This window comes from Ignatzschineria ureiclastica (assembly GCF_003121845.1).
GTDB lineage: Bacteria > Pseudomonadota > Gammaproteobacteria > Cardiobacteriales > Wohlfahrtiimonadaceae > Ignatzschineria > Ignatzschineria ureiclastica.
On sequence record NZ_QEWQ01000002.1, the window covers coordinates 244,832 to 258,486 of the forward strand.

Here is a 13,655-nt window from a genome sequence, read left to right on the forward strand (position 1 = left end):
AGAGTACGAATATTGAATTCCATATTGGACGATAAATTGAATAAAATGGATAGTATGAAGCCAGATAGTAAAACAACACTTTCAGATACGCAGGATGCGAATGATTGTGCGCAAATGCTAGATACAACTCTCGGCAATGAGTCGATTATTGCCGATCAATCAGCGCCGACAATCAATTTGAATGAACCGGAAATATCTGACGAATCTATTACAACGGAATCTTTTAACAAGGATGATGCTGAGCATTTAGCCCCTTCTCAAGCTGAGAGTAGAAATACTCGACATCTCTACAACGATGTAACTTTTGAACCTGAACATTTAGATGCATCGAGTGCTTTAGAATTCTCTATCGAAGATGCAACGCAAGAAACATCGCCTGCAGAAAGGACAGCGGAACAATTTACGGTAACGGACGATCAGGAATTGTTGCAAAAGGCTATTGATACCATTCCGGCAATGCATGCGGAGCCTAAGTTAATGACTGAACAAGAGGATGTTCGTAGAGAACCTCAGTTACGGGAGACTCAAAGCTTTTCAGAAGATCATTTTTCAGCAGTGGCAGATCAAGTCGCGGTGCCGGCGGAACCTTTGGCGATGCTCGGAGATTCTGTAGAAAATCCGACTCAAGGTGGAGAAGAAGAGAATGAAGTGACCGCACAGGATAAGCCACCGGTCAAAAAACAGAGAGGGAGTAAATTAGGTATGGGCTGGTTTCAAGGATTTAGTCTATTTGTAGCATTTTTAATATTTAGTGCTTTAGCAGTATTTGCTTATTTTATGTTAGGCGATAAACCGTTGTATGAAGGTGATGTGCCGAAATATGTTGTGATTGGAAACGAAGATTCTGGCGCGATGGCAGCATTAAATCCTGCTATTCCTGAAGAGGTTCGTCAGCAATATATTTATGTACCTAAAGTGACGAGAACAGAAGATCTAGAGATTTTACAAGAGCGCCCAGTATTAGATACAACTCAAGATGCAAAAGTCACTAAAGTCGAGTTAGCGAGTAATACAGATGGCTCGGAAGAAGTTGTAGTGAGTGAAGAGAGTGTTGAGACGAATAGTGGTAGTGTAGGTTTAGAACTTTTATCTGTAGATCATAATGCCGCAGGGCTTTCGGCAGAAGATTTAGCGCTGGTAGATGGTTTTCTACTACAAGGGGATATCGCCTACGAGCAGGGTATTTATGTAGGAGTAAATCAGGATGATGCTTATCACTATTACCAATCGGCTTTAGCGATTGATCCGAATAATGCGCAAGCACAGCAAGGTATTGCGAATATTGCCAATGTTTACTACGCAAGTGCAAGAGATGCCTATAATTATGGCACTTATGATGTTGCGGCACAGTATGTTGCATTGGGCTTAGCAGTACAACCAAACCACTCATCCCTATTGCAATTGCAACAATTAGTTGAACAGATGCAATCTACGCAATCCCCTAATGTAGGAGCACAACCTAATTATGATAGTTTCAATTTTGATTTCTAGATGATGTGTTTTGCTCGCAATATATAGTGAAATCGGTTCAAAATAAGCTTATTAAAATGCCGGTGCATCAGTTGTAAGAAGTGCGAAAGCTGTTCTATCCGGCATCTTGCAAGTGTTGGGGAGTCAGATTTTATGTTTTTTAAAACCCCACTTACTACTTAAAAAACATTTTTCTTAAACCAAATTTACTATATTTTGCTTCACTAGTGAGAATAAGCGATATATTGTTAGCTTAGAAAATCTAAGCAGAAAGGTTATAGAAGAGTTAAATAGAAAAGGGATCGGATATGACAACCGATCCCTTTTTATTGGATTACTTGTTAGCTATTTAAGCATCCGGTTCACCAATCAGTGCATCGACAAACTCTTCGGCATTAAATGGGCGAAGATCATCAATCGTTTCCCCCACACCGATAAAGCGGATAGGAATCTTCAATTCTTCGGCAATAGCGAAAATAATACCACCTTTCGCTGTTCCATCTAATTTTGTAAAGGTAATGCCAGAAAGAGGAATTGTGGCATTAAATTGTCTTGCTTGATTGAGCGCGTTTTGCCCTGTAGATGCATCGACAACAAGCATCACTTCATGAGGAGCGCTCTCATCATGGCGTTTGATTACACGATTAATCTTGGCTAATTCTTGCATCAATCCTGAATCTGTATGTAGTCGACCGGCAGTATCAGCAATTAGAATATCTACTTTTTTCGCTTTGGCCGATTCCATTGCATCAAAGATCACAGAAGCAGGGTCTGCCCCCTCTTTTTGCGAAACAACCGGAATATGGTTCCGTTCACCCCAAATCTCTAATTGTTCCACGGCGGCGGCTCTAAAAGTATCGCCGGCGGCTAACATCACAGATTTGCCCTCATTTTGGAATTTCTTAGCGAGTTTACCGATAGTTGTGGTTTTCCCTACGCCATTTACGCCGATCATCAGTAATACATAGGGTTTATGAGAGGTATCAATTACCAGCGGTTTAGAAACCGGTGCAAGAATCTCTTTCATCTGTACTTTAAGTGCTGCAAAAAGTTCATCCACATTTGATAGTGATTTGCGGGATACAGAATCTCTAATCTGATCTAATAGTTGCGTGGTGACATTGATTCCCACATCGGCCATTAATAGGCGAGTTTCGAGCTCTTCAAGAATCTCTTCATTGATCTCTTTTTTACCCAAAAAGAGATCGGCAAGTCCCTCTGTGAGGCTATTGCGTGTTTTACTGAGCTTTTGACTGAGACGGGCAAAAAATCCGGGTTTCTTCGCGGGACGCTCTGCAGTTTGATGGGATTCAGGAATGGGGGATGTTTCAACCTCGGTTGTCTCAACCTCTATAACCGCAGGTTCTACTAATGCTTCAACTTCTTCCGCTTCATCGGTAACCTTTTGGGTATCAAGTTCAGCATTGTCGTTATCTTGCAAATCTAGATCTACAGGGATAGATGTTTCAGAAGTCTTTTGAACCTCTTTATTGGTTATTGTTTCAGCTATATCATCATTGAGCGCTGTATCATTTACGATGACTTCAGGGTCCGCCACTTCAATGCGATTGTCTATTTCTATTTTTTCAGGAGCATTAACTACATCCGCTTGTGACTCAACAGCTTCATGGACATCGTGCGCTTTTATCTCGGCCTTGGCAGCTTCAGCAATCTCTTCGATAAACCCATGTTGTGCCTTGATTGGTGCATCATCAGAATCGCTTGTTGTATCTTCCTCTGTATGACGATGAGGTTCAAGATTTTCTTTTGCTTCTGTGATAATCCCTTCGGCAACGGTATCAATTACTTCAACAGTCGTTGATGTTTCTGGGTCAACAGTTTCTGTTTCAAGAACGTTTTTTTGATCCTGTTTTTCTGGAGCTCTTTCTGTTGCCTCTTCAATGATGGGTTCATCTGAAGATTGTGTGACCGGTGCGATCTCTTTTTCTACTTCTTTCTGTTTTTTGCCACCAAATAAGCGACTAAAAAAGCCTGGTTTTTTTTCTGCCATATTATTCAAGTCTCTGTTTAAAAGGGAGAATTAAGATAATTCATTGTTATAGGTAATTAATGGCCTCTATTTTAGCAGTTTATTACTAAAATTGCCTTGTTCACGCTATTTAGATCCTTCTTTTTCCGTAATTTTGCAGGAATATGTCTAATTGCTAAACAAAATAAAAAAAGTACTTGTCAAAATATCAAGAATCGGGCAATATACTGATTCTTGATTAGAGGCATATAGCTCAGTTGGTTAGAGCGCCACCTTGACATGGTGGAGGTCGTTGGTTCGAATCCAATTATGCCTACCATATTCAGGGCCTTTAGCTCAGTTGGTTAGAGCTCTCGACTCATAATCGAGCGGTCGCTGGTTCGAGACCAGCAAGGCCCACCAACTAAAGGCCAAAACCCCGCATTATTGCGGGGTTTTTTGTTGTTTAAAATAAAAGTGACGGGAAATTTGACGGGATCTATTCAATGCGCATTTAGTAACACATACAGTTCATGTGCTTTACAGTAAAAATAATCCTAATAATAGTAAATTCTAATATAAATTTGCTTTAAATTAAAAAAGATTACAATATTAACCATATTAGTCTTTAAGTATAATAAGATCATCTTTTATTAGTATTGTTCTAATTTATTATAAGGAATGTAATTATGCGAATGGTTGATATTATCTCTAAGAAAAGAGATGGGCATGCTTTGACAAAAGAAGAGATTGATTTTGTAATTCAAGGCTATACTAATGGGGAGATTCCCGATTATCAGATGAGTGCGCTGGCGATGGCGATCTATTTTCAGGATATGAATGATCAAGAGCGGGCCGATTTGACGATGGCAATGGTGAATTCTGGGGACGTACTCGATTTATCCGCTATTGAAGGAATCAAAGTAGATAAACATTCTACTGGTGGTGTTGGTGATACGACAACTTTAGTATTAGCACCTTTAGTTGCTGCATTAGATGTGCCAGTTGCAAAGATGTCGGGGCGCGGGCTTGGGCATACAGGTGGTACAACGGATAAACTTGATGCGATTGCAGGCTTTCAAACCGAGATTGAAAAGGCTGATTTTATTCGCTTAGTGAATGATGATAAAGTTGCGGTGATTGGACAAACAGGGAATTTAACGCCGGCGGATAAGAAGATTTATGCACTTCGTGATGTGACGGGAACTGTCAATTCTATTCCATTAATTGCAAGCTCCATTATGAGTAAAAAAATTGCTGCCGGAAGTGATGCGATTGTGCTTGATGTCAAAACAGGTGCCGGCGCATTCATGAAGAGCCTAGAAGATGCCGAAGCACTTGCCCATGCAATGGTACAAATTGGCAATAAAGTGAATCGTCAAACAATGGCGATTATCTCAGATATGTCGCAGCCACTTGGATATGCCATTGGCAATGCTCTGGAAGTGAAAGAGGCGATTGATACGCTCAAAGGAGAAGGACCCAAAGATCTGCATGAGTTGGTATTAGTATTAGGTAGCCAAATGGTTGTGCTTGCAGGAAAAGCGGGGAGCTTAGAAGAAGCGCGTGGTATGCTTGAAGAAGTGATGCGTAATGGTCAAGCGATTGAGAAATTTAAGGTCATGCTTCGCAATCAAGGTGGTGATGATTCTGTTGTCGATCATCCTGAGAAATTACCAACAGCGAAATATCAGATTGAATTACCAGCGAAAACATCAGGTTATGTCTCTAATATTGTAGCCGATGAAGTCGGTATTGCCGCGATGATGTTAGGTGCAGGGCGTGCGAAGAAAGAGGATAATGTTGATCCTGCAGTAGGTTTGGTGCTACATAAAAAAGTTGGGGATCGGGTTGAGGCAGGGGAATCATTGCTGACGATTCATGCTAATCAATCAGATGTAGAAGCGATTAAAGAGCGACTTTACAACAATATTACCATTAGCGATCAAGCCACTGAGCCGCAGTTAATCTATACCATTATTACTGAGTAATCGATTCACAATTATCGGGGTTGATTATATTAATTGTATTGATTTTATGGATTTTATTGATCAATAATCAGCCCTCTATTTTTCAAATCCCTCTCATGATGGTTATTGTCCTTGTTTCAATTGCCAAAAATAGAGGCACCCATTAACACCATTAAATTTATAAGTAAGGAGTCTATGATGGCAACCCCACATATTAATGCCCCTGATAATGCTTTTGCTGAAACTGTTTTGATGCCGGGAGACCCTCTACGAGCAAAATATATTGCTGAGAATTTCCTAGATGATGCGATTGAAGTCACTAATGTTCGAGGTATGTTAGGATATACGGGTTTTTATAAAGGAATGAAGATCTCGGTAATGGGGCATGGAATGGGGATACCTTCTTGTTCTATTTACGCGACAGAGTTAATTAAGTTTTATGGTGTAAAAAATATTATTCGTGTGGGATCTTGTGGGGCTGTGAGCCCTGATATCAATGTTCGAGATATTGTTATTGGTATGGGTGCTTGTACAGATTCTAAGGTGAATCGGATTCGCTTTAAGGATCATGATTTTGCAGCAATTGCAGATTATGATTTGGTACATCATGCTGTGATGGCGGCCAAGCAAAATAATGTACCGGTAAAAGTAGGTAATCTCTTTTCTGCTGATCTCTTCTATTCTCCTGATGCGGAGATGTTTGATGTGATGGAAAAGTACAATATTTTAGGTGTTGAGATGGAAGCTGCTGGGATTTATGGCGTTGCAGCTGAATTTGGGGCAAAAGCATTGACGATTTGCACTGTTTCAGATCATATCCGTAAAGGGATTGCATTAAGCTCAGAAGAGCGACAAACAAGTTTTAATGAGATGATTACGGTTGCTTTAGATTCTGTTTTATTAGGTGCCGGAGAATAATGTTATGAGTTTAAGTTTGAAATTAAAAATATTACAGTTCTTACAATTCTTTATTTGGGGCTCATGGCTGATTACAGCAGGCTCTTATATGGGCGCAACCTTAGGATTTAATGGAGTCCAAATTGGGAGTATCTATGCAGCGATGGGGATAGCTTCTATCTTTGCGCCGAGCATTATGGGAATTATTTCAGATAAATGGATTCCGGCAAATTATCTCTTTATTTTGTGCCATTTAGTGGGGGGTGTGACACTCTTCGCTGCAGCTCAAACAGAGAGTTATCTATTGTTCTACATTATTATGTTGATCAATCTTTTTGTCTATATGCCGACAATCGCGCTCTCTTACTCAATTTGTTACGCTTGTTTTGAGCAAGAAAAGCTTGACCCTGTGATCGCATTCCCGCCCATTCGTATCTGGGGAACAATCGGTTTTATCGCTGCTATGTGGGTAATTTCATTATCTAATTTAAGTGTAAGTGTGGGGCAATTTTATATTGCTTCGGCTGCAGCCTTCTTTTTGGCCGTTGTTGTCTTTTTTATTATTCCTAAGATTGCAATTACAAAGAGTGAGAATCAAAACCCTTCATTAGTGGAGCGCCTTGGCCTCAATGCATTTGTGTTATTTAAGAATTATCGTTTAGCGACCTTTTTTATCTTTACAATGTTATTAGGGGCGGTATTGCAGATTAGTAATACTTGGGCTGATCCATTCTTAAAATCATTTGCAGAGTCAGAGCTTTATCAAAATAGCTTCATGGTGACGCAATCGACACTGATTGTATCCTTATCTCAAATTTCTGAAGTCTTTTTCATTCTATCGGTACCCTTTTTCTTAAAACGTTTTGGTATCAAATACATTATGTTGATTAGTATGATGGCTTGGTTCTTCCGCTTCCTTTTCTTAGGATTAGGGGATCCTTCGATGGTAGGAACCATGTTTATTATTCTATCGATGATTGTTTATGGTTGTGCCTTTGACTTCTTCAATATTTCAGGTTCTATCTATATTGAAAAAGCGACAAGTCCTCATATTCGAAATAGTGCTCAAGGCCTATTTATGACGCTAACGAATGGCGTGGGTGGTTTTATCGGTTCTTATGCCGCAGGTTTTGTGGTCGATAAATATAGTGTTTATGCTCAGGTGATGAATGAGCATGGTGAGCTTGTCGAAAAATTGGTAAGTCGTGATTGGTCTACGATCTGGTTTGTCTTTGCGACTTATGCATTGTTATTAGCAATTGTCTTTTTCTTTATGTTTAAAAATAAAAAAGATGAACTATCAATGTTACAAAAGGCAGGTGAATAATGGAACAGAAAATGGATGAGAAAAAGATAAAAGATTTAGCTGTAAGCGCTATGCAAAATGCGTATGTTCCTTACTCAAAATTTAAAGTGGGTGCTGTATTAATCACTGAAGACAACGAAGTGATTCTAGGCTGTAATGTTGAAAATGCCTCTTATGGTTTGACTAACTGTGCTGAAAGAACGGCGATTTTTAAAGCTGTTTCTGAGGGGCATAGACGATTTAAGCATCTTGTGGTGATAGGTGATACCGAGGGGCCGATCTCCCCATGTGGTGCTTGCCGGCAGGTGATCAGTGAGTTCTGTAGTAAAGAGATGCCAGTAACGCTTCTTAATCTAAAAGAGGATCGTTTAGAGACAACGGTAGGGGAGCTACTTCCTTGGTCTTTTTCACCTCAAGATTTAGATTAGTCTTGATAAACTGTTAGATCTATCAATTGATCTCTGAAACTTCAAAAGCCACTAGAAATATTCAAAATCTCTAGTGGCTTTATAGTGTAAAGGTTATGGTTATCTGCTATCTCTATCCAATATATCTATATTGAAGGATTAATAACGACGTACTTTAGGTACAGTAAATCCAGAGATATTATCTTCCCACAATTTTTGGTTATTTTGACCTACACTACCAATACTATCAAGTTCAAATTCGACATAGACTTTCCATTGTTTTTCAGTATCGGTCACATTATCGCGATAGTAACGCGCACCCACTCGAGTGGCGACACAGCAATCTTTATATTCAACACCGACTAAGCTCTCAATCATTTTAGATTCAGTAATCGAGTAGTTATAGCGGCCGGCAACCGCCCATTTTTGGTCTAACTGCCAGAATCCAGAGGTATCGATATAGTCAGATTTATTATTTTTACCCCAGCGGTTATACCGATAGTTGATGTTAAATATTTTTCGACTTTCAGGATTATATTTCAGATTTAATGTTGCATTAGAAATACGTTTATCAGTAGGTGACCACTGAAGGTTACTATCCACTTTTAATCCCGGAATAATGGTTACTTCCGCTCTAGCATTGATAGCAGATTTTTTGAGATCGCTATGCTCTAGATCATCGCCAATTGTTATACGTGGTGGGGTAAAGTAGCGAGTTTGACCTAGTGAAAAGACAAAACGTTCAGCGCCAGTTTTTGAATGGAATAGGCGTGTCGTCAATGCCATAGTCACTTGATTTGCATTCGATTGTCGATCTGCCCCATAAAAAGAGTTATAGCTGAAGAGATTAAAAAAGTTCAGCGAGGTCGGCGAGGTATCAAAAATAGGAATATTGCTCTGTTTACGATAAGGCGCATAGAGATAAAATAACTCAGGTTCTATGGTTTGAATAAAATCACCACCGCCAAAGAGATGTGTGAGTTCTAACTCTTTTTCTAATACTAAACCTGTGCGTGCGCTTAGAATAGGGAGCGATCTTGTGATAGAGGTATCTTTACCTTCGCCCTCATTACCACGATAATTTAAGTTGTAGTGGGTATATCTGAAGCGCGCAGTAGTCTCTAAGAAGCTCCAGGGATTACCTAATCGATAGCTAATGTAAGGCATAATATCGATACGATTCGCACTTTTGATAGGTTTTTGCTTGAGATGATCATTATCTTTAGTAAAAAAATGTGAAAACTCAGCATCAAGCCCAACATCAAAGCCTTTTAGATCCCAATTACCATGGAAGAGTAATTGTGGTGCCCGACCATAAGGGGAATATTGGATAATTTCAGGATCTGTGACGACAAATTCTTGAAAACGAATCTTAGCGACCCAATTTGGTGTTCGATAGTTGAGCACTGCTTCTCGATCTAGTGTGAGCTCTCGCAATAATCCGCTTTGATCATTGACATCTTCTTGGAATTTATCATCAGAAATATCCTGATAGAGTATTTTACCCGTTAAATTTTTATTGAAGTTGAGTTTTTGATCAAATTTATAGGACCAACGATTTTTATTATCATATAGCTTATCGCTGAAGAGCAGTAAGCCAGACAATTCTAACTCTTGCCATTTATTAAGATAGCGGAAATTCCCTTTTACTGCAGCGCCTCGTTTTGCAATTACGCCGGGCGCTAATATCGCATCCATATTCGGGGCTAAGTTGAAATAGTAAGGGACAAAGAGCGTAAATCCATCTGATTTTGAGATAGAGATTTCAGGGGTTAAGAAACCGCTATGACGTTTATTATCAATAGGAAAGGAGATATATGGCGTATAAAGAATGGGTAAGCCTAAAATATCTAAGGTCGCATTTTTAGCAATAGCACGCCCTTCAGCATGGTCAATTTCAAGATCCCGAGATTTTACTTTCCAGATTTCATTATCAACGGCACAAGTAGAATAAGTCGCATCTTGTAATAGGGTGTTTTGTTGTATCTCTTTGTGATCTATCTGTGTTGCGCGGCCTTGAATTCGAGATAATCCTTGAATATAGTAACTTGCATTTTTAAAAACTGTTTCACTTTCATCAATATAGTGAACACCTTCTTTACCCTCTAATACCGCAGTCGGCGTTGCATAGATTACATTTTTACCGGTAGACGTGACAACATTATGAATACGATCTAATTGAAATCCCTCACTCATTAACTCATCATTACCAAGATAGATTTGTGCATTACCACTAATATTGCCCTCTGTCGGTGTGATATAACCACTGTCAGAGGAAGCATATAGAGTATCTTTATTTTTTTGTTGATCTTGAGTGATATATTGCGCAAGAGGGGATATTTGACAAGCAATAGGTGCCGCTAGACTGAGTGATGGCAGTCCTAAAAGCAGTGCAATGGTAATTTTTGAATAGAGATAATTTTTCTGTGGCACAGTCGTTATGCTCATTGCGATAAATGAAGGGAGATCTACAATCATTGTATAATTGTGAAGTAGAATCGCACTTTTTCACAATAATTTCAATTGAAAGGCGCATTAATTTTCCAGTAAAGATGTTATAATTATAGGCGATACGAAGCGTAAGCTCTATTTTTGTTTCACTTGAAATCTCTTATATTAATCGCCATTACAGAGGAAGCTATGTTCGATTATCGAGAGATGCTATAGTTAAACTGATATTTGAATAACCCTTAGGAGTAGTCAATGAATAATTATTATCAAACAAATACCTATAATGGTGTTGAGCGTCAGGGGATGAACAAAGTATTGCGTCAAGCCTATACTTTAGTTGCACTTTCACTGATTCCGACCATTATCGGTGCATATATTTCTGTACAAACGAATGTTATTTTGAATTTAATGGTCACAAGCCCGATTCTATTTTTCGTAGGTTTTATGGTGGCTTTTTACGGCTTATCATTTGCGATCGAAGCGAATAAACGCTCAACGATGGGCTTAATCCTAATGTTTGTATTTACCTTTTTAATGGGAATGATGTTAGGGCCTCTTCTGTCATTAGCCTTTACTAAAAGTAATGCTTGGCAATATATTGGTATTGCAGCGGGTGGCACAGGCGGTCTATTCCTCGTATTAGCCGCAATTGGTGGTGATAAAACTAAAGACTTTTCACCGATTGGCAAATACGTTGGTGCATTAGGTTTAGTGATGATTATCACGATTGCATTGAACTTCTTGTTCCTTAAAATGCCAATGATCAACTTGATTCTCTCAATGTTAATCATTCCATTCTCAGGTGCGATTATCTTATGGCGTATTAACAGTGTTGTACGTGGTGGGGAAGATAACTATATTAGTGTTGCGCTTGATATCTATATTGCGCTCTATAATATCTTCTCAAGCTTACTTCGTTTGATCTTAGCGAGTAATGATTAATGATATCTAAAAGACGATGAACTGTAATATCGTTTTAAGAAATGAATAGAATAGGAGCGCTCTTGTAGCGCTCTTTCTGTTTCTATTCAAACTTGGAAAATAGTATGATTATAAAAAATAGATGAAAAATGAATATAGACTTAACGGGTAAGCCTAGCAGATAAACTGTATAGTGAACGATATTCAAAAATTAACATTAAGGATCAATATTGGGAAATTCTATGATCAATCAGAATGCAAAAAAGCAGCTATTGGATCGATTAGAGCAACACTATATCTCACCACTTACAGAGTTCTATGTGGAGAGTGAGGTATTAAAGCGTAAGCTAGAAGGAAGACCCCCTCGCCGTAGCGTTTCGATGCCGGATAGTTGGCGTGGATTGCGTTATCAAAAAACGATTGGGAATATGAGTGCTGAAGATGCTTATCGTCGTTTAGAGCAGTTCTTGAATTATTTAGATCAGGGTGTCGGATTAGTTTTTGCCCGAGATACGCAATTAGAACCGCATCGGTCGATTCCTTATTTTGAATGGCATCAGGAAGATCACCTTGAGGGGATCAATCAGCTTATTGGGCAGCCCCATCTTCTCTATTTTTATAAAGGGAATGAAGAGGGATTACAACAACTGATTGAGAATATGGCCAGCTACAATATATCGCAATCTTTTTCTGTAATTGGGACTATCCCCGCGCCGTTGCAAATAATTCTGAAAAATCATCAAATTCGTATTATTGATAATATTGAGGTTCCTTTTATTGAGCAGTTATTACGAACGCGAAGCTTGACAGGATTTTTTAATCAAGGGATTGATCTAATTCTATTAGATGCTGATGGAATCTATCGTAAAGGCTTTTCGAGAACGGAGTGGCTCAAAAATAGTGATCAGCTCTACCAAGATTATTTCAAGGTAAATGCTAACGAATCTGCTGATAAAAACCTTGAGCGCTCTGAATAAGCCCCTCAATTTCAAGCATCATTAAGCCTGTTGTGATCTCTGAGGCGGGTTGCTTCAATGTTTCTACGAGTTGATTAATGGATTGTGGTTGAATCAAGAGATCAAAAATCGTTTTATAAGGATGATCATCCTTAACTTTGGGGACAGTTTTCGGCGACATTGGTTGTGTTGAGTGATTAAGGGAAGCATTAGGTGCTGTTTTGGGTGTAATAGATTTTTGTGAGTTTTGTGAATTTGGAGTACTTGTAGAGCGGTTTCGACTAGTAAAATGGCGTGATAATGGGGGGTCTTCTATATCATCAAGTATTAAAGATTGTTGACCCTGTGGTTCATCAATCCAACCGGAGAGCGCTTGTCGGATATCTGCTGTTGATTCTACTAAAGCTGCACCTTCCCGAATCAGTTGATGACAACCTCGTGATTGTGGCGAATGAATAGATCCCGGGATGGCAAAGACATCTCGATTCTCTTCCATACTCATACGGGCAGTAATAAGAGAGCCAGATTGTGTAGTTGCCTCGATAATGAGGGTTGCTAAGGAGAGGCCGGCAATGATTCGATTTCGCCTAGGGAAATTCTGCGCAACTGGTGCTGTATTGAGAGGATACTCACTGATAATCGCGCCCCCTTTCTCAATAATCTCGTGGCTTAATCCCCGATGGGATTTGGGATAGATATTATTTAAGCCCGTTCCTAAGACCGCTATTGTGGGTTTCTTTTGCTGAATAGTGGCCCGATGTGCAGCCTGATCAACGCCGAGTGCAAGTCCACTTGTAATAATGAGTCCAAGGTCAGCAAGCTCGGCCGCGAAAAGCTGGCTATTATAGAGACCTTCTTGAGTGGGTTTTCGCGCACCAACAATAGCGATTTGCGGTTTTGAGAGAATCTCTACTGAACCTCGAACAAAAAGAAGCATCGGCGGATTATAGGTTTCCCGTAAAAGCGGTGGATAATCATTATGATCAATCGGGAGAATGGCATTTCCCTCTATTTGTGAAAAATGCAGTGATTCCTCGATGATGCTCTGATTAATATGTTCCCGATGGCTAATCACATTTTCCGGCATACCAGCTTCTCGCCACGCGTGATCATTCGCAGCGATAATCTCTTCAATAGAGTGGAAGAATTGTAAGAGTTGCTGTAAGCGTTTAGTGCCGAGATAGGGGGTTGCATAGAGGGTTAACCACGCCGGTAACATTCAAAATCCTTTGATTGAACTATGTTATAGTAAAAGGCAATCGAGCGATATGGATAGGTCGTATCCATTACGAATTGCATCATCTGAGA

General features: G+C 39.5%; 10 protein-coding genes and 2 tRNA genes. 9 read left to right on the plus strand and 3 right to left on the minus strand.

Going from position 1 to position 13,655, the window contains the following annotated elements; genetic code table 11:
- The first annotated feature begins 54 nt into the window (after positions 1-54).
- A complete protein-coding gene (locus DC083_RS03880) occupies positions 55-1,491 on the plus strand; it encodes a tetratricopeptide repeat protein (RefSeq protein ID WP_109188937.1) in 1,437 nt (478 codons plus the stop codon).
- Between the two features lie 328 nt (positions 1,492-1,819).
- Here the strand turns inward: DC083_RS03880 and ftsY are convergent, their stop codons facing one another.
- Positions 1,820-3,481 (minus strand): signal recognition particle-docking protein FtsY, encoded by a 1,662-nt coding sequence (gene ftsY / locus DC083_RS03885; protein ID WP_109188938.1) that lies wholly within the window; start codon positions 3,479-3,481, stop codon positions 1,820-1,822.
- Positions 3,482-3,702: 221 nt separating this feature from the next.
- Here ftsY and DC083_RS03890 point away from each other — a divergent pair.
- The 6 genes from DC083_RS03890 (at position 3,703) to DC083_RS03915 (ending at position 8,040) form a co-directional block, all read left to right on the plus strand.
- Positions 3,703-3,779, plus strand: a tRNA-Val gene (locus DC083_RS03890).
- 6 nt (positions 3,780-3,785) lie between these two features.
- A tRNA-Ile gene (locus DC083_RS03895) sits at positions 3,786-3,862 on the plus strand.
- A gap of 266 nt (positions 3,863-4,128) precedes the next feature.
- Entirely contained in the window at positions 4,129-5,430 is a 1,302-nt protein-coding gene (locus tag DC083_RS03900) for a pyrimidine-nucleoside phosphorylase (protein ID WP_109188939.1), read from the plus strand.
- Between the two features lie 177 nt (positions 5,431-5,607).
- A complete protein-coding gene (deoD, locus tag DC083_RS03905) occupies positions 5,608-6,327 on the plus strand; it encodes a purine-nucleoside phosphorylase (protein WP_109188940.1) in 720 nt (239 codons plus the stop codon).
- A gap of 4 nt (positions 6,328-6,331) precedes the next feature.
- Positions 6,332-7,633 carry a nucleoside permease gene (locus tag DC083_RS03910; RefSeq protein ID WP_109188976.1) on the plus strand — a complete coding sequence of 434 codons (1,302 nt, stop codon included), beginning with the start codon at positions 6,332-6,334 and terminating at the stop codon, positions 7,631-7,633.
- Positions 7,634-7,644: 11 nt separating this feature from the next.
- A complete protein-coding gene (locus tag DC083_RS03915; protein WP_109188977.1) occupies positions 7,645-8,040 on the plus strand; it encodes a cytidine deaminase in 396 nt (131 codons plus the stop codon).
- 138 nt (positions 8,041-8,178) lie between these two features.
- Here the strand turns inward: DC083_RS03915 and DC083_RS03920 are convergent, their stop codons facing one another.
- Entirely contained in the window at positions 8,179-10,452 is a 2,274-nt protein-coding gene (locus tag DC083_RS03920; protein ID WP_157954885.1) for an LPS-assembly protein LptD, read from the minus strand.
- Positions 10,453-10,722: 270 nt separating this feature from the next.
- On the opposite strand from DC083_RS03920, the gene DC083_RS03925 reads away from it, so the two are divergent.
- Positions 10,723-11,412, plus strand: coding sequence for a Bax inhibitor-1 family protein (locus DC083_RS03925; protein WP_109188942.1), 690 nt, complete (start codon positions 10,723-10,725; stop codon positions 11,410-11,412).
- 221 nt (positions 11,413-11,633) lie between these two features.
- Entirely contained in the window at positions 11,634-12,368 is a 735-nt protein-coding gene (locus DC083_RS03930) for a hypothetical protein (RefSeq protein WP_109188943.1), read from the plus strand.
- Here DC083_RS03930 and dprA read toward each other — a convergent pair.
- Positions 12,328-13,566: a DNA-processing protein DprA gene (gene dprA, locus DC083_RS03935; RefSeq protein WP_109188944.1), complete on the minus strand. Its 1,239-nt coding sequence runs from the start codon at positions 13,564-13,566 to the stop codon at positions 12,328-12,330. The genes DC083_RS03930 and dprA overlap by 41 nt on opposite strands.
- Between the last annotated feature and the right edge of the window lie 89 nt (positions 13,567-13,655).

Excerpts from the sequence above, each read along its gene's own strand:
- DC083_RS03880 (WP_109188937.1), top strand. The coding sequence starts at position 55 with ATGAAGCCAGATAGTAAAACAACACTTTCAGATACGCAGGATGCGAAT.
- ftsY (WP_109188938.1), bottom strand. The coding sequence starts at position 3,481 with ATGGCAGAAAAAAAACCAGGCTTTTTTAGTCGCTTATTTGGTGGCAAA.
- DC083_RS03900 (WP_109188939.1), top strand. The coding sequence starts at position 4,129 with ATGCGAATGGTTGATATTATCTCTAAGAAAAGAGATGGGCATGCTTTG.
- deoD (WP_109188940.1), top strand. The coding sequence starts at position 5,608 with ATGGCAACCCCACATATTAATGCCCCTGATAATGCTTTTGCTGAAACT.
- DC083_RS03910 (WP_109188976.1), top strand. The coding sequence starts at position 6,332 with ATGAGTTTAAGTTTGAAATTAAAAATATTACAGTTCTTACAATTCTTT.
- DC083_RS03915 (WP_109188977.1), top strand. The coding sequence starts at position 7,645 with ATGGATGAGAAAAAGATAAAAGATTTAGCTGTAAGCGCTATGCAAAAT.
- DC083_RS03925 (WP_109188942.1), top strand. The coding sequence starts at position 10,723 with ATGAATAATTATTATCAAACAAATACCTATAATGGTGTTGAGCGTCAG.
- DC083_RS03930 (WP_109188943.1), top strand. The coding sequence starts at position 11,634 with ATGATCAATCAGAATGCAAAAAAGCAGCTATTGGATCGATTAGAGCAA.
- dprA (WP_109188944.1), bottom strand. The coding sequence starts at position 13,566 with ATGTTACCGGCGTGGTTAACCCTCTATGCAACCCCCTATCTCGGCACT.